Source organism: Corynebacterium imitans (genome assembly GCF_000739455.1).
GTDB lineage: Bacteria > Actinomycetota > Actinomycetes > Mycobacteriales > Mycobacteriaceae > Corynebacterium > Corynebacterium imitans.
The window spans coordinates 657,670-672,345 of record NZ_CP009211.1; the positions used below are offsets into that span (position 1 = coordinate 657,670).

Here is a 14,676-nt window from a genome sequence, read left to right on the forward strand (position 1 = left end):
CCGGTCTCACCTGGTATTACTTGCCTTAGTCCGTGGAGTCGGCGCGCAGGTAGACTTGGGAGCCTTCCTCGCGGAACTTCTCCGCCATCTGCTCCTCCCCGACGGCGAGCGAGGGGATACCGAGGTTCTGGATGGTCTGCTGCGTGTTCGCATCTAGGGCCGCATCAATCTTGTCACCGAACTCGTCGCGGATGTCTTGGGAGATGCGCATGGAGCAGAACTTCGGCCCGCACATCGAGCAGAAATGCGCCGTCTTCGCGGGCTCTGCCGGCAGCGTCTCGTCGTGGTAGGCCTGCGCGGTGTCCGGGTCGAGCGAGAGCGCGAACTGATCCTCCCATCGGAACTCGAAGCGGGCCTTACTCATCGCGTCGTCCCAGTCGCTCGCGCCCGGGTGGCCCTTCGCCACGTCGGCGGCGTGTGCGGCAACCTTGTAGGTAATCACACCGGTCTTCACGTCGTCCTTGTTCGGCAGCCCCAGGTGCTCCTTCGGGGTGACGTAGCACAGCATCGCGGTGCCGCCGGCGGCGATGTGGGCCGCGCCGATCGCGGAAGTGATGTGGTCGTAGCCGGGCGCGATGTCGGTCACCAGGGGGCCAAGCGTGTAGAAGGGCGCGCCGCCGCACCACTGTTCTTCCTTCTCGTTGTTCAGCTGGATCTTGTCCAGCGGCACGTGGCCGGGGCCCTCGATCATCACTTGCACGTCATAGTCCCAGGCGCGCTTGCACAGCTCGCCGATGGTCTTCAGCTCGGCGAACTGCGCGGCGTCGTTCGCGTCGGCGATGGAGCCGGGGCGCAGGCCGTCGCCAAGCGAGAAGGCGACATCGTATTGGGCGAAGATCTCGCACAGTTCGTCGAAGTTCTCGTAGAGGAAGCTCTCCTTGTGGTGCGCCAGGCACCAGCCTGCCATGATCGAGCCGCCGCGGGAGACGATGCCGGTCACACGCTTGGAGGTCAGCGGGACAAACGGCAGGCGTACGCCGGCGTGCACGGTCATGTAGTCCACGCCCTGCTCGCACTGCTCGATGACCGTGTCGCGGAAGATCTCCCAGGTCAGGTCCTCGGCGATGCCGTTTACCTTCTCCAGTGCCTGGTAGATCGGCACCGTGCCGATCGGCACAGGGGAGTTGCGCAGGATCCACTCGCGGGTGGTGTGGATGTCGTTGCCGGTGGAGAGATCCATCACGGTGTCCGCGCCCCAGCGGGTGGCCCAACGCAGCTTGTCCACCTCTTCGCGGATGGAGGAGGTGACTGCGGAGTTGCCGATGTTGGCGTTGATCTTGGTCAGAAAGGCGTTGCCGATGATCATCGGCTCGCTCTCCGGGTGGTTGATGTTGTTGGGGATGATCGCGCGGCCCGCGGCGACCTCGGCGCGGACTTTTTCCACGTCGCAGTGCTCGCGCAGGGCTACGAACTCCATCTCGCGGGTGATCTCGCCGCGCCGGGCGTAGGCCATCTGGGTGACGCGTTTGCCAGCCTTTGCGCGCAGCGGCGTGCGGCTTTCGCCGCGCCACTCCTCGGAGGCGGCGCCGCGCTTGGCGGCACGGGTGCCGTCGTCAAGCAGATTGCGCTGGCGGCCTGAGTACTCCTCAACGTCGCCGCGGGCGTGGATCCACTCGCTGCGTAGCGCGGGTAGGCCTTCCTCCGGTTCGGCCCAGGGACCGCGCGTGCGGTAGAGCTTGAACGGCGCGTTCGGGCCGGTGGGGGAGTCATCCAGGTGGACTGCGGTTTCGGGGACCTCGAGCCCGTTCTTCCGCAGCGGCGCGTATGCGTGTTTGCGGTGGATTTCTTGCGCGTAGGCGTCAGTCATGACACTCCTTCAACTTCCTTCGCTGGTGCTAACCAGACAGGTTCGGACGGTGCCCGCGCGGCGTGTAGCGCGATCTCAGCCCCTACCGTGGGGCGCCCGTGTGGGATTGCGTCATAGAGTGTAGCGGCTTACAACGCGGTGCCGCCATTGAGATAGTTCACGTAGCGGACCGCGTCGTCTTTTGCGTAGAGGTAACAGAAATCGGGGTCGCTGGCGTCCTCAGCGACGTTTTCGGGATTGAGCCTTAAAGACTCAGGCGGCAGCGGTGCATCGCGCCACGTCCCGTTCGGGGTGAAAAACCCGACAACGTAACCGCGGCAGTGGTTGCCCTGGGGGTAGGTGTCCATCGATTGCGTGACCCACATGATCGGTCATCCTTTCACTGATTACACAATCCAAGAATATCGCGTTTACCTGGGCTTTGTCAGTGATTCGCTAAAGAGGGGGCCCGTACGGGTGGTGTAGCCGAAAGGCTCGACGTGGATGATGGTTTCCGCTGCGCCGAGTGTGTCGGCGATGCCGGCTTCCACCTCGTCGGCGTACGCGTGGGCATAGGAGACGGTCCACTCACCGGGCACTTGCATGACCAGACTGATCAGGCGCTCGCGCCCGAAGGCGGCGGTGCGCACGGAGGTAAACATCACCCCGTTTTCGGCGGCAAAGTCATCGAGGAAGTCGTTGAGCTTGCCCAGCTCATCATCCGGCAACACCTCCGCGAGCAGGCTCAAAATGGCGCTGCGGAGGAGCTTAAAGCCGGTGAACAAAATGTTGGCGCCAACCAGCAGCGCCACGATCGGGTCGAGGATCTCCCAGCCGGTGATGGCAACGAGCGCCATGCCCACGATGACGCCGACGGTGGTCAGCACGTCCGTAAGTAAGTGCTTGCCGTCAGCTTCCAGCGTGATAGAGCGGTAGTGCTTACCCGCCCGCACGAGCGCATATCCGGCCGCTGCGTTGAGCAAGGCAGCAACCACGGAGAACACCAGGCCGATGCCCAGTTGCTCCAGCGGCTGCGGGTGGAGGAGGCGGTCGATGGAGGTGTAGATAATGGCTACCGCCGCTACCAGAATGAGGGAGCCCTCCACCTGCGCGGAAAAATATTCAGCCTTAGAGTGGCCAAAATTGTGGTTCTCGTCCGCCGGTTTTGCCGAGAGCTTCAGCGCCCACAGGCCCACCACCGCGGCGACGAAGTTGATCACCGTCTCGATGGCGTCGGAAAGAAAGCCCACCGAGCCGGTGACCCATGTGGCGATCATCTTCAGCACGATGGTGGCCACAGAAACAGCAATGGAAAGCCACATGAAGCGTTCCAGAATCTGCTGCTCTCTGCGGAGTGACGGGGGCATGTCGGACATACGATCCTCCCAAAAATAGGGCGCTTCGGCGCCGTGTTGATATACGGTCCGAAGGTCTCGCTCACTTGGCCGGGCCAGTATGCGGCGGACAAGCCGATTGCCCGGGCGCACAGGCACCAGTATGTCGAACAACCGATTGTGGGCTACTCCCCTTCAATTGCTACCTAATTGTAGCAAGCCAGGGGAAAGTATGATTTTCGCGTACACTAGTCACCATTTTGTCCCCAACGATTGGATAATCATGGCTCGCAAACGCAGCCTGCAAACCGACCCACTCATCTTTGGTGCATCGCTCGGCTTCGTTGTGCTCTTCGTAGCCGCGACACTCGCTTTCGGCGACCGCGCCCGAGCTCTCTACGCCGATCTGTCCGGGTTCCTCATGGACCACTTCACCTGGATGTATATCGGCGGCATCTCCGCGGTGCTCATCTTCCTCATCGTCATCTTTGTGTCCCGCTTCGGCAACATGCGGCTTGGCGACGATGGGGACGAACCCGAATACAGCTACCCAGTCTGGTTCGCCATGCTCTTCGCCGCAGGCATGGGCGCGACCCTCATGTTTTGGGGCGCGGCCGAACCGCTCCACCACGCGTATAGTCCGCCGCGCGGCGACATGGACTCGATGAGCCGCGAGGCCATCGTCCAGGCCTTCGAGTACACCTTCTACCACTTCGGTATCCACATGTGGGTAATCTTCGCGCTGCCCGGACTGGCCATCGGCTACTTCGTATACAAGCGCAAGATGCCGGCGCGTATGTCCTCCATGTTCGCCCCGCTGCTGGGCCGCCGCGTCTACGAGACGCCCGGCAAGCTTCTCGACGCCCTCGGCATCATCGGCACCATCTTCGGCCTCGGCGTCTCCGTGGGACTGGGCGTGCTGCAGATCTCCGCAGGACTGAACATCCTCTGGGACGTCCCGCTGATCACCCCGGTCCAGCTGGCCATCATCTTGTTCATCACCGTCGCAGCGTGTATCTCCGTGGCGACCGGCCTGGACAAGGGTGTGAAGATCCTGTCCAACCTCAATATCGCCGCAACGATCTTCTTAATGTTCTTCGTTCTAGTGACCGGCCCGACGCTCGCGCTGATCGGACAGGTCACGGAGTCCTTTGGCATCTACGCGAATTCGCTGCCCGAGCTGATGTTCTGGGTGGATTCCTACAATGACAACCCAGGCTGGCACGCCACCTGGACCGCCTTCTACTGGGCGTGGACCATCTGTTGGTCCCCCTTTGTCGGCATGTTCTTCGCCCGCATCTCTCGAGGGCGCACCGTCCGTGAGTTCATCGGGGGCACGATCCTGTTGCCCGCTACCTTCGACCTCATCTGGTTTTCCATCTTCGGCCGCGCGGCCATGGAGATGGAGGCGGAAAAACCCGGCGTGCTCACACAGCCAGTGGTGGAGGAAGGCGATACCCCGCGCGCCCTGTTCAGCCTGCTGGCTGAGTACCCGCTCTATGCGTTCACCGGCGCTGTCGCATTGTTTGTCATCGTGATGTACTTCGTCACCTCCATGGACTCCGCGGCACTTGTGATGGACATGTTCGCCAGCGGCGAAGAAAACAAGTCTCCGGTGTACTACCGCGTTGGTTGGGTGATCGCCGTCGGTCTGGTGACCGCCGCGCTGCTGTTTATTAATGACTCCGGCATCGCCGCGCTCCAGGAGGTGGTGATCATCATCGCCTTCCCGTTCTTCATCACCTACTTCGTCATGATGTGGTCCTTGGTCAAGGCCATGAACGACGACTCGGCCGCCGCGCGCCGCTACCGCTCTCGCCAGTGGGAGAAGACCGACACCGCCGAGAAGCTGGAGGAGGGCGAGAACAAGCCCGCGCCGGGCTACGACTCGGAGGGCAACCCTGTCGACCGTCCCGAGTTCGAGTACGACGCGGAAGAGGGCACCTGGCGCTTGGAGGAGTCGCTCATCCTCGGCGAGGACGTCCAAGTCTCCAGCGACGGCCAGCCGAAGGCCGGCTCCAAAGTGAACTGGGTCGAGCAGGAAGACCCGAAGTAAGCGCTAGAGCGCCTGCGCGACCTGGTCCGCTACGAAGGCGGATCCGGCGTTGGAGGGGTGGAGCACCATGTTGTAGCCGGGGGTGGTGGTGTCGATGATGCCCGCCACCCACCGGTCCGCGTCCTTCGCACAGGTGCTGTGGCCGGTAGATAGCGCCCGAATGTCGACGAACGTTGCACCGATGAGGCGCGCGGCTTCGCGCTGGTCGTTCTGCGCGCGCTGCTCCCACTCCGCCACGCGCGGAGCAGGCACGCCGAGCGGCGCATTCGGTACCACGTTGATCAGGCAGAATTGGCCGCCCCCGGTAACGGGGAGCAGGCCGGGGATGATGATGTGTGCGTCGGGCGCGACCGCACGGACCTTTGCCGCCGCATCTTTGATGTTCTGGAAATACCGCGCGCGGATGTGCTGCGGGTCTGCGCTCTCGCCATCGATGAAGGGCCGCCACTGATCATTAATCCCGACGGCAAACGTCACCGCACGGGTGTGGCGATTAAGCGCACCGGCGCGGATTGCGTGATCCACGTGGCCCGGCAGATCCTTCGAGCGGTGGCCCGTGCACGACCAGTCCGCGACCGGGCTGTGCGTGCGCGCATCGAGCTGGCTGGGCCAGTTGTTCGGCCCCTGCAGACAACCTGCCTGGCTGCGGGTGGACTGTGAGATCCGCGTCGAAGACGTCGACGAGCCCCACCGGTTAAAGAACTTCAGCGCGGTGTCCCGGTACTGGTCCGGGTTCGAGGCAAAGGAGTCGCCGAAGACGACAACATTGCCCCCGGGCTGTGCGCTCGCAGGAGCGGCGGTTGCAGAGGTGACAGTAACAATCGCGGCAGCTGTCAGCGCGGCTATGCGGGCAAGAGCTCTCATAGACGTTGAGGTTACCTGGGAGGTGCTGCTGCCCTAGGGGCGGTCGGGTGGGCGCGTTGTGATTCGCCACAGGGCGCTGATGAGTACCGCGGTAACGAGGTAGCCACTGACCGCATAGTTGAAGAGACCGCTAGGCATCCCATCGCTCAGCACGTCGTAGAGCAGAAAAACCGGTGCGAGTGACACCATCACCACTAAGAAGCGGTATGGAGAAAGCACCTTCCGCTTCGTAGAAACGTGGATGAGGCACCCCAGCGCCGCGAAGCAGAAGGAGATGAAGAGCGCGACCACTGCGCCAAAAACCACGTAGATCATGTTGCTCCCTGACTCTTCAGTGCGTCAGGCTCGCGCGAGCCGCATGCGGCGGTGGGGCACGCCCGTGTCCAAGAACTCCTCGCCCTCGGCAACCAGGCCGAAGCGTGAATAATAACCCACCAGCCCCGACTGGGCCTCCACGATGAGGTCGCCAGGCCAGCGGGTGGTGTATTCGATGCCGGCGCGCACGATGTCTGGGCCCATGCCCGATCCGCGGTGGGCTGGGTTCACCACAAAGCGTCCAAACCGCGAGCCTGCCTCGGTGGGGAAGACGCGCGCGCAGCCGGCGAGCGTGCCGTCGTCGGCAAACGCGAGAATATGCTTGGTATTCGGGTCGGCGTCCTGGTCGTCGATTTCGTTGTACGGGCATTGCTGCTCGCCGACGAAGACGTCAACGCGCAGCTTGTACAGCGCGTGGACTTCGCGCGGGGTCATCTCATCCAGCGATTTCAGCACGATCACGGTGTGGTTCAATCCTTCCTGTTGTGCCGTAGGAGATGCGGCGGTGCGCCCACTCAAACGGGCCCTGCTTGCCGGCAGCCTCGAGGGCGGTGGCAATGACTACGGTAGCCAGCCACACTCCGGCGCTGAGCGCAAGCTTGCCGCTGATAGTCCAGTCCTGTCCCACCCCGAAGCTAAACGGGTAGACCAGCGCGATAAAGAAGAAGGTCTGCGCCAGGTAACCAGACATGGAGCGCTTGCCCAGCGCGACAAGCGGGTAGGTCCACGCGGGCGTGTCGTTATTCAGACGGGAGGTGAGCAGCGCCAGCGCGGCGAGGATGCCAGGCCCGGTGAGGCAGCCAATTGAGCTGTTGAGTAGGTGCAGGCTCGATTCCATTTCCGGGTTGAGCACGCCGATGGCGGTGAGCCCCCAGGGCAATCCGATACCGAGGATGATTACGCCGGCCAGGACCGTCCACGTCCACAGCGTCCGTGAGTGCTCCTCCGGGTTGACCAGCACGCCCTCCTTCGCCCACACATAGCCTATGGCGGCCAGGGGCACGAGCTCGAGCAGGATAAATGGGGTGGACAGCAGCATTTCCGCCGCGCCGCCCAGATTGTTGATGAAGTAGGTGCCAAAGCTTCCGACTTCTTCGTTGAGCGCGTTGCTGCCGCTCATCTTCTTCGCCACCTCGGGGATGAAGGCCGCCGAGATACCCACAAAAGAGGTCAGAAGCATGTAGAGCCCCAGGCACGAATACGAGATGATGCGTAGCACCTTGGTCGAGAGGGTGAACATCACCGCCAATAGCATGCCGACGAAGCCGTACATGGTCATGATGTCGCCAAAGAACACCAGGAACATGTGGGCCAGGCCGAACAGCGCGAGCGCCCCGTAGCGCCGGACCAGGATCTTTCGCGCCTCACCGACTGGATACTGCTTCCGGTACAGGCTAGAGACGACAAGCCCGAAGCCGAAGCCCAGCAGCGTGGCAAACATCGGCAGGCCGCGTGTGTGGACGAAGAGAGCTGCGAAGAGGGCCAACGCGGCGTCGATAAGCGAGCCCTGCGCAACCCCGCCCACGCTCCAACCGGGGCCAGACTCCGGCTGCGAGTACTGATTGATCATCCAGAACAATGAGCCGTTGGCCAGCGCGATGCCGAGTAGCGCGGTGCCGCGGGCGAGATCGGGAACAAGCAATCGTTGCATGAGACTAGTTTTTACCAGGGGTAGCACCCATCAGCCACGGGGATGCGGACACGATGATGGCGCGGGTGGCCTGATCGAGGGTCGGCTGCAGGTCAGGGGCGAAATGCGGCGAGTGGTTCGACGGGGCGGTTTCGATATCGGCGCTACTGCCCACGAACCAGTAGAAGTACGGCGCGCCGAAGGCATTGGCGATGGTGGGGAAGTCCTCCGAGCCGGACAGGCGGCCAAAGTCGCCGACTGCATCGCCGAATTGCTCGCGAAACGCCGCCATGACCGTCTCCGTGGTGGCCTCGTCGTTGTGAAACTCGGGTGCGCCGCCGAGGTGGGTAAAGGTCGGTTCGGCGGCACCGGCGGCGGCGCACTCGGCGCGGGTAATACGGCGAATGGCCTCGTTGAGCTGGTCGCTGACCGCAGTGGTGAACGCGCGGGTACTCACGGACAGCTCCGCGGTGGCCGGGATGGTGTTGGGCGAATCCCCGGCGTGGATAGCGCCGACAGTGACCACGCCCATCTCCTGCGGGGCGAGCTCGCGCGCCACGATCGTCTGCAAGCGGGTGATCACGTGTGCGGCGATGACCACCGGGTCCACGCCTTTCTCCGGCATGGAGCCGTGCGCGCCCGTGCCGTGGATGGTGATCTTGGTTTGCACGCAGGTCGCGCAGATCGGTCCCGAGAGCGCGCCCAAACCATAGTTGGGCAGCATCGGGCCGACGTGCTGGCCTAAGACCACCTCAGGGGTGGGAACCTTCTCGGCGAGCCCGTTATCCGCCATGTCCCGGGCACCAGCGCCGTTTTCTTCTGCGGGCTGGAACAGGGCGAGGAAGGTTCCAGACCAGGCATCCCGGTGCTCGGTGAGCAGCTTCGTTGCGCCGAGCAAGGCGGCGGTGTGCATGTCGTGGCCGCAGGCATGCGAGCGGCCCAGCGCCGGGTCCGCGGAGTAGGGCAGTCCCGTCTCTTCCGCGAGAGGGAGCGCGTCGAAGTCGGCACGGAAGCAGACAGTGGGCCCGTCACCGTTGCGCAGCACGCCGACCTTGCCGGTCACGCCAACGGGGATAACCTCTGCGCCCATCTGGGTGAGCTCCTCACCGATGCGGGCGCTGGTTTGGAACTCCTCGAGCGCAAGCTCGGGGTGCTGGTGGAACCACGTGTAGAGCTCCTCGCGCTCGGCACGGGTGTGGTCGAGGGAGCGTTCAAAGGGCGCGAATCGGCCGGTGAGAGCGAATGTGTCATGCATGGCACCACTCTAGCTACCTAAACGGGTGTGGTGAATGAGGTAAAAGTGACAAAAACATGGCAATGTAGAGGGGAGTTTCTGCTGGGGCCAATTAAGGGAGCGTGTCCATGTTTCGTCGCCGTCTCGTCGCCTTCGCCGCCGCTGCGCTGGCTACCGTCGCCTGCGCAGCCACACCGGCGCAGGCGCAAGTCGACCCGAACTACAACTTCCGCACCGACATGCCCTCGAAGGTGCTCGCCGGCAAACCCTTCGCCGATCGCGTGCTGCACCGCGTGCCGGGCTCGCTTCACGACGCCCCGCGCACCCCGCAAGCCGCAAAAGACGCCCAGCAGCGCGGCAAGTCCCTCTATGGTCCCAGCACCCCGATCTACGTGGGCAAGGGCCCAACCGAGGTGATGTGCACCGTGACCGTTGCGGGCTACGGCGAGCACGGCAACAAGTACGCGCTCACCGCTGGCCACTGCGGCAAGGAAGGGGACCCGGTGACTTCTGCGGACTCCTGGCAGCTGGGGCCCTCTGGCACCATCGTCAAGGTCAACCGCGAGCTGGACTACGCGCTCATCGAGCTCGGCTCCAACACCGAGGTCACCCGCTCCTACGACGGCGTGACCATCAACCACCTGGGCTCCAAGCCACTCCCGCGTGGGCAGAACGTATGCAAGAAGGGCGTGGCCTCCGGCACCACCTGTGGCATGACGCTTTCGGACTGGGACACGATGAACGTCAACCACGTCTGCGCTATGCAGGGCGACTCCGGCGCGCCCCTGTTCACCGGCGACCGCCTTGTAGGCCTGATCAACGGCGGGATGTTTCCGGCACCTTTCGACGTCCAGTGCGCCTCCCCGCTGCAGGGCCCCATCCACGCGCCCACCGGTTCGGCTCGCATGGATGCGGTCTTAAGTGATCTGGGCAACGGCTTCCGGTTGCCGTAAAAGGGCTAGTTCAGCGCCTGCAGCACTTCCTCGTGCAACAGCCCGTTGGTGGCCACCGCGTCGCCGCCGTGCGGGCCGTTATCGCCTGCTAGAGAAGTGAAACGCCCGCCGGCCTCTTGCACCAGCACGGACAAGGCTGCGAGGTCCCACAACGAGACCTCCGGTTCGGCCGCAATGTCGACCGCACCTTCGGCCACGAAGCAGTAGCCCAAAAAATCGCCGTAGCCGCGCAGGCGCCAGGTCTGCTCGGTCAGCCCAATGAACTTCTCCTGCAGGCCGCGCTCCTTCCAGCCGGCGAGCGAGGACATGGCCAGCGAGGCGTCGGCAAGCGAGTTGACGCCCGAGGCCTCCAGCTTCTTCAGCTCCCCGCCGTTGAAGCTGCGCCAGGCGCCGCCGCCTTTCGATGCGTACCAGCGGCGCGCGAGTGCGGGCGCGGAGATGACACCGACGACCGGCTCGCCGTCCACAAGCAGCGCGATGAGCGTGGCCCACACCGGCACGCCGCGCACGAAGTTCTTCGTCCCGTCGATCGGGTCGATGACCCATTGGCGACCAGAAAAGACTGCCTCGCCGCCGAACTCCTCGCCGAGTACTGCATCCGCGGGACGCGACTGCGAAAGCGTGGCCCGCAGCGCCTCCTCCACTGCGAGGTCCGCGTCGGAAACAGGGGTCATGTCCGGCTTCGATTCGACCTTCAGGTCGGCGGATTCGAAGCGGTCGAGGGTGAGCGCGTCCGCGGCGTCGGCGAGTTCGAGTGCGAGCGCGAGGTCATCGGCGTAGTTACTCATGGCCCTCAAGTCTAGACGTGATCTCCTCCACAATCTGCGCGCCACCCGCCACGCACCATGTCACCCCGCCCGCGTCCACCTTGCGCGCGAGCCCGCCGGCGGCCTCCACCAGCGCTTTGCCGGGCAGCCAATCCCAGTCCGCCACCGAGTGCTGCAGCCACGCGCCCGCCTGCCCCGCGGCGATCGTGGCCAGGTCGACCGAGCCCGCGCCGCACATCCGTACCGTCGCAGCATCTCGCACCGCGCGCAGCCACGCCTCGCGCACCGCATCCTCGCGCATGAAAGCCGGGTGCAAGTACGTCAGCAGAGCCTCGTTGCTTAGCGACGCCCCGCTCACCCCACCTACACGCTCACCGTTGACAGTGAACTCGCCCGCGTGCGCCAGCCACGTCGTGTCGAGTGCGGGGCGGTGGACGGCACCGACGAGCGGGGTGCCGGCGGCGCCGTCGTCGGTAAGCGCGAGCGCGGAGCAGAAGTAGTCCGAGCCGCGGGAGAAGTTATAGGTGCCGTCGACCGGGTCGACCACCCAGGTCCTCCCTGTGGAGGAGGCGCGCGAGGCCCCCTCCTCGCCGAGCACGCCGTCCTCGCCGCGCAGCGCCTCGAGCACCTCCGCGACGAAGGCTTCCGCCGTACGGTCCGCCTCGGTGACCACGTCGGAGACCGAAGTCTTGTAATCCGTGGTCACGTCTGCTTGACGCATGCGCAGCGCGAGTTGGCCGGCATGGGTCACTAAGGCTGCGGCGAGGGTGGCATCATCGGACGAACGGTGGGCGTGAATGAACTCAGCAGTGGACGTCATGCGGCCCATTATCCACCTTTAGACCGTCAATTTCAGGCCGACAATTCCGCCAATGATCATGAGAAGACACAGCACCTTCGCCAGTGTCACGGGTTCCTGGCCGGTCGCGAAGGAAAAGAGGACCGCGATGCCCGCGCCCACGCCCACCCAGATGGCGTAGCCGCTGCCCACGGGGAGGGTGCGTAGTGCATATGCAAGCCCGCCCATAGAAATACAGAGGGCAACAAAGAAGACGACCGAGGGCCAAAGGCGGGAAAACCCTTGAGAACGGTCGAGCGCAATCGCCCACACGGCCTCGAAGGCACCGGAGATAATGAGTACGAGCCAATCCATGGTGACCCACAGTATTGTGCGCACGCGTTCGCCCGGCGAAGACCTGCTGGACTAGACTTCGCTGGTATGCAACCGGAGACTCAGACGCGCATTACGGACCTCGATTCGAAGCTCACCACCATTGAAAAAGTGATGGACCTCGAGGAGATGGCCGCGCGCATCCGGGAATTAGAGCAGCAGGCCGCTGACCCTTCGCTGTGGGACGACCCCGCGCACGCGCAGACGGTGACCTCCGAGCTGTCCAACGTGCAGGCCCGCCTGCGCAAAGTGACCTCCCTGCGCGAGCGTATCGACGACCTGCCGGTGATGGTCGAGCTCGCAGAAGAAGAGGGCGCGCCCGACATGGCCGCCGAGGAGCTCGCGGACGTTGAGGCGAAGGTGGAATCGCTCGAGGTGCAGACCATGCTCTCGGGCGAGTACGACGCGCGCGAGGCCGTCGTGAACATCCGCTCCGGCGCTGGCGGTGTGGACGCGGCCGATTGGGCCGAGATGCTCATGCGCATGTACACGCGCTGGGCGGAAAAGCACGGACACAAGGTCGACGTGTACGACATTTCCTACGCGGAGGAGGCAGGCATCAAATCTGCCACCTTCGTCGTCCACGGTGACTACATGTACGGGCAGCTCTCGGTCGAGCAGGGCGCGCACCGGCTGGTCCGGATCAGCCCCTTTGACAACCAGGGCCGCCGCCAAACCTCGTTTGCGGAGGTGGAGGTGCTGCCGGTGGTGGAGCGTACCGACCACATCGACATCCCGGACTCGGATATTCGCGTCGACGTGTACCGCTCCTCGGGCCCCGGCGGGCAGAGTGTGAACACGACGGACTCCGCGGTCCGCATTACTCACGTGCCGACAGGCATCGTGGTGACCTGCCAGAACGAGAAGTCCCAGATTCAGAACAAGGCCTCTGCGCTCAACGTTTTGCAGTCCAAGCTGCTGGAGAAGAAGCGGCAGGAAGAAAAGGCCGAGCTCGACGCCCTCGGCGCGGGCGGTAACGCCTCCTGGGGCAACCAGATGCGCTCCTATGTGCTGCACCCGTATCAGATGGTGAAGGACCTGCGCACTAATTACGAGGTCGGCGACCCGCAGAAGGTGCTCGACGGCGACCTCGACGGCTTCCTCGAAGCCGGCATTCGCTGGCGCAAAGCAGAAGCGCAGGGCGAGAACTAACGTCTCAGCCCTGCGCTGCGCGGGTGTTGTGCTTTAAGCGTGGCGCAGGTCGATCCCCTTCGTCTCCGGCAGGATGTACATGCTGATCAGGGTCAGGATGGCCATAGCAATGACGTAGGTGCCGGAGGCCCAAGCCATGTCGTGGGCGATAAACCACTGGAAGATGTACGGTGCGGTACCACCGAAGACCGCCACCGAGATGGAGTAGGCCAGGCCGATGGAGCGGGTGCGCTGGTCAGTGGGGAAGACCTCGGACATGATCGAGGACAGCAGCGCGCCGCCGGCGGCGACCACGATGATGGCAATGGTGGAGGCGACCAGCAGGGTCCACGGGCGGTCGTCGATAAGGCCCATGAGCGGCAGCTGCAGGATCGCCAGCAGGATGGCAAAGATGTACATCACCGGCTTGCGGCCGATCTTGTCGGACAGGGCACCCCACAGCGGTAGGGCGATCAGGCCGGCGGACTGGGCGAAGACGGTGACCCAGTAGGCACCCTGGGTGGACATGCCCTGCTGCGAGATGGCGTAGGTGGAAACGTAGGACGTCCAGGTGTAGTGGGATGCAGTGACACCGGAGACCATACCGATGACCAGCAGGATGTTGAAGACGACCGGGCGGCGGTTGACGCTTTGCTCCACGGCCTCGTGGGCGCGACGGTCATCGTCCTTGTTAGCGACTGCCTCGTCGAGCTCGGTGAAGTGGTCAGACTCCTTCATGTTGCGGCGCATGTACAGTGCGAACGCTGCGGCGGCAGCGCTGAGCCAGAACGGGATGCGCCAGCCCCACGCGGCGATCTGGTCGTCGGAAAGCACGAGCGAGATGCAGCCGCCGATGACATAGGCGATGACCGAGCCACCGAAGATGGAGACGTAGACCATCGAGCCCCACTTGCCGCGCTTAGACGGCGGAGCGATCTCCGGGATGTAGCTGTTTGCCGCGGCGGACTCGCCGCCGTGAGCGAAGCCCTGGACGACGCGGATGAGCAGCAGGCCCACGGAGGCCCAGATGCCCACAGTGTCATACGAGGGCAGCAGGCCGATTGCGACGGAGGCGACCGCCATCATGATGATGGTGGTCATCAGGACCGACTTGCGGCCCTTGCGGTCGGCGATGTGGCCGAAGATGATGCCGCCGAGTGGGCGGACGAGGAAGCCGACGGCGAAGACACCGAAGGTGGCCAGAAGCGCAGAGGTCTGGTCGGCCTTGTGGAACATCGCGGCGGCGATGAACGGTGCGAACACCGCGTACGAGCTCCACTCAAACCATTCCAGGATCTGGCCAACGAGGCTGGCACCGAGGGACTTTCTGTCCGCCGGGTACTCGTGGTGATGCTCCGCCGTGGCGGGCTGGATCGAAGTTGTAGACACGGGGCCTTCCTTTATATGAGTCGGGGTGTATTGAACGGAAACTATA

At 64.0% G+C, this 14,676-nt stretch carries 15 protein-coding genes and 1 riboswitch; of the genes, 3 read left to right on the forward strand and 12 right to left on the reverse strand.

All coding sequences use genetic code 11. The features are described 5' to 3' along the window. Window positions 1-25: 25 nt before the first annotated feature. The 3 genes from thiC to CIMIT_RS02990 form a co-directional block, all read right to left on the reverse strand. Complete coding sequence (thiC, locus tag CIMIT_RS02980; protein ID WP_038588920.1) at window positions 26-1,807, reverse strand: phosphomethylpyrimidine synthase ThiC; 1,782 nt, start codon at window positions 1,805-1,807, stop codon at window positions 26-28. Beyond that, window positions 1,805-1,917: riboswitch (TPP riboswitch) on the reverse strand. (Overlaps the previous gene by 3 nt.) Window positions 1,918-1,935: 18 nt before the next feature. Next, window positions 1,936-2,172 (reverse strand): hypothetical protein, encoded by a 237-nt coding sequence (locus CIMIT_RS02985; protein WP_038588923.1) that lies wholly within the window; start codon window positions 2,170-2,172, stop codon window positions 1,936-1,938. Window positions 2,173-2,217: 45 nt separating this feature from the next. Next, a complete protein-coding gene (locus tag CIMIT_RS02990; protein WP_038593854.1) occupies window positions 2,218-3,153 on the reverse strand; it encodes a cation diffusion facilitator family transporter in 936 nt (311 codons plus the stop codon). A 250-nt stretch (window positions 3,154-3,403) separates the two neighbouring features. Here CIMIT_RS02990 and CIMIT_RS02995 point away from each other — a divergent pair, with 250 nt between their 5' ends. Next, window positions 3,404-5,176, forward strand: coding sequence for a BCCT family transporter (locus CIMIT_RS02995; RefSeq protein WP_051904753.1), 1,773 nt, complete (start codon window positions 3,404-3,406; stop codon window positions 5,174-5,176). Between the two features lie 3 nt (window positions 5,177-5,179). Here the strand turns inward: CIMIT_RS02995 and CIMIT_RS12300 are convergent, their stop codons facing one another. Genes CIMIT_RS12300 through CIMIT_RS03020 form a run of 5 tightly spaced genes read right to left on the reverse strand, consistent with a single transcriptional unit; the run spans window position 5,180 to window position 9,240 of the window. Beyond that, the gene (locus CIMIT_RS12300) at window positions 5,180-6,040 is read right to left on the reverse strand and encodes a GDSL-type esterase/lipase family protein (protein ID WP_084674250.1); all 861 of its coding nucleotides are present in this window, start codon (window positions 6,038-6,040) and stop codon (window positions 5,180-5,182) included. A 33-nt stretch (window positions 6,041-6,073) separates the two neighbouring features. After that, entirely contained in the window at window positions 6,074-6,355 is a 282-nt protein-coding gene (locus tag CIMIT_RS03005) for a hypothetical protein (protein WP_038588926.1), read from the reverse strand. Window positions 6,356-6,379: 24 nt separating this feature from the next. After that, on the reverse strand, window positions 6,380-6,817 hold the full coding sequence (locus CIMIT_RS03010) for a GNAT family N-acetyltransferase (RefSeq protein WP_038588929.1): 438 nt from the start codon (window positions 6,815-6,817) through the stop codon (window positions 6,380-6,382). Then, window positions 6,792-8,006, reverse strand: coding sequence for a DUF418 domain-containing protein (locus tag CIMIT_RS03015; protein ID WP_038588932.1), 1,215 nt, complete (start codon window positions 8,004-8,006; stop codon window positions 6,792-6,794). Before CIMIT_RS03015 ends, CIMIT_RS03010 begins: the two co-directional genes overlap by 26 nt. A 4-nt stretch (window positions 8,007-8,010) precedes the next feature. Continuing rightward, on the reverse strand, window positions 8,011-9,240 hold the full coding sequence (locus tag CIMIT_RS03020) for an amidohydrolase (protein ID WP_051904756.1): 1,230 nt from the start codon (window positions 9,238-9,240) through the stop codon (window positions 8,011-8,013). A gap of 107 nt (window positions 9,241-9,347) precedes the next feature. Between CIMIT_RS03020 and CIMIT_RS03025 the strand changes: the two genes are divergently transcribed. Then, on the forward strand, window positions 9,348-10,172 hold the full coding sequence (locus CIMIT_RS03025; RefSeq protein ID WP_038588936.1) for a S1 family peptidase: 825 nt from the start codon (window positions 9,348-9,350) through the stop codon (window positions 10,170-10,172). A 5-nt stretch (window positions 10,173-10,177) separates the two neighbouring features. On the opposite strand, the gene hisN is transcribed toward CIMIT_RS03025, so the two are convergent. Genes hisN through CIMIT_RS03040 form a run of 3 tightly spaced genes read right to left on the reverse strand, consistent with a single transcriptional unit; the run spans window position 10,178 to window position 12,092 of the window. Then, complete coding sequence (gene hisN / locus CIMIT_RS03030) at window positions 10,178-10,960, reverse strand: histidinol-phosphatase (RefSeq protein WP_038588939.1); 783 nt, start codon at window positions 10,958-10,960, stop codon at window positions 10,178-10,180. Further along, entirely contained in the window at window positions 10,953-11,759 is an 807-nt protein-coding gene (locus tag CIMIT_RS03035; RefSeq protein WP_051905013.1) for an inositol monophosphatase family protein, read from the reverse strand. The genes hisN and CIMIT_RS03035 overlap by 8 nt, the downstream gene beginning before the upstream one ends. Before the next feature lie 18 nt (window positions 11,760-11,777). Then, on the reverse strand, window positions 11,778-12,092 hold the full coding sequence (locus CIMIT_RS03040) for a DMT family transporter (RefSeq protein WP_038588948.1): 315 nt from the start codon (window positions 12,090-12,092) through the stop codon (window positions 11,778-11,780). 66 nt (window positions 12,093-12,158) lie between these two features. Here CIMIT_RS03040 and prfB point away from each other — a divergent pair, with 66 nt between their 5' ends. Next, window positions 12,159-13,262, forward strand: coding sequence for a peptide chain release factor 2 (gene prfB / locus CIMIT_RS03045; protein ID WP_038588965.1), 1,104 nt, complete (start codon window positions 12,159-12,161; stop codon window positions 13,260-13,262). A gap of 33 nt (window positions 13,263-13,295) precedes the next feature. On the opposite strand, the gene CIMIT_RS03050 is transcribed toward prfB, so the two are convergent. Then, the gene (locus CIMIT_RS03050) at window positions 13,296-14,630 is read right to left on the reverse strand and encodes an MFS transporter (RefSeq protein WP_051904757.1); all 1,335 of its coding nucleotides are present in this window, start codon (window positions 14,628-14,630) and stop codon (window positions 13,296-13,298) included. Window positions 14,631-14,676 lie beyond the last annotated feature (46 nt).

Bases quoted from the DNA above. Each gene is read 5' to 3' on its own strand.
- thiC (WP_038588920.1), bottom strand. From the start codon at position 1,807: ATGACTGACGCCTACGCGCAAGAAATCCACCGCAAACACGCATACGCG.
- CIMIT_RS02985 (WP_038588923.1), bottom strand. From the start codon at position 2,172: ATGTGGGTCACGCAATCGATGGACACCTACCCCCAGGGCAACCACTGC.
- CIMIT_RS02990 (WP_038593854.1), bottom strand. From the start codon at position 3,153: ATGCCCCCGTCACTCCGCAGAGAGCAGCAGATTCTGGAACGCTTCATG.
- CIMIT_RS02995 (WP_051904753.1), top strand. From the start codon at position 3,404: ATGGCTCGCAAACGCAGCCTGCAAACCGACCCACTCATCTTTGGTGCA.
- CIMIT_RS12300 (WP_084674250.1), bottom strand. From the start codon at position 6,040: ATGAGAGCTCTTGCCCGCATAGCCGCGCTGACAGCTGCCGCGATTGTT.
- CIMIT_RS03005 (WP_038588926.1), bottom strand. From the start codon at position 6,355: ATGATCTACGTGGTTTTTGGCGCAGTGGTCGCGCTCTTCATCTCCTTC.
- CIMIT_RS03015 (WP_038588932.1), bottom strand. From the start codon at position 8,006: ATGCAACGATTGCTTGTTCCCGATCTCGCCCGCGGCACCGCGCTACTC.
- CIMIT_RS03020 (WP_051904756.1), bottom strand. From the start codon at position 9,240: ATGCATGACACATTCGCTCTCACCGGCCGATTCGCGCCCTTTGAACGC.
- CIMIT_RS03025 (WP_038588936.1), top strand. From the start codon at position 9,348: ATGTTTCGTCGCCGTCTCGTCGCCTTCGCCGCCGCTGCGCTGGCTACC.
- hisN (WP_038588939.1), bottom strand. From the start codon at position 10,960: ATGAGTAACTACGCCGATGACCTCGCGCTCGCACTCGAACTCGCCGAC.
- CIMIT_RS03035 (WP_051905013.1), bottom strand. From the start codon at position 11,759: ATGACGTCCACTGCTGAGTTCATTCACGCCCACCGTTCGTCCGATGAT.
- CIMIT_RS03040 (WP_038588948.1), bottom strand. From the start codon at position 12,092: ATGGATTGGCTCGTACTCATTATCTCCGGTGCCTTCGAGGCCGTGTGG.
- prfB (WP_038588965.1), top strand. From the start codon at position 12,159: ATGCAACCGGAGACTCAGACGCGCATTACGGACCTCGATTCGAAGCTC.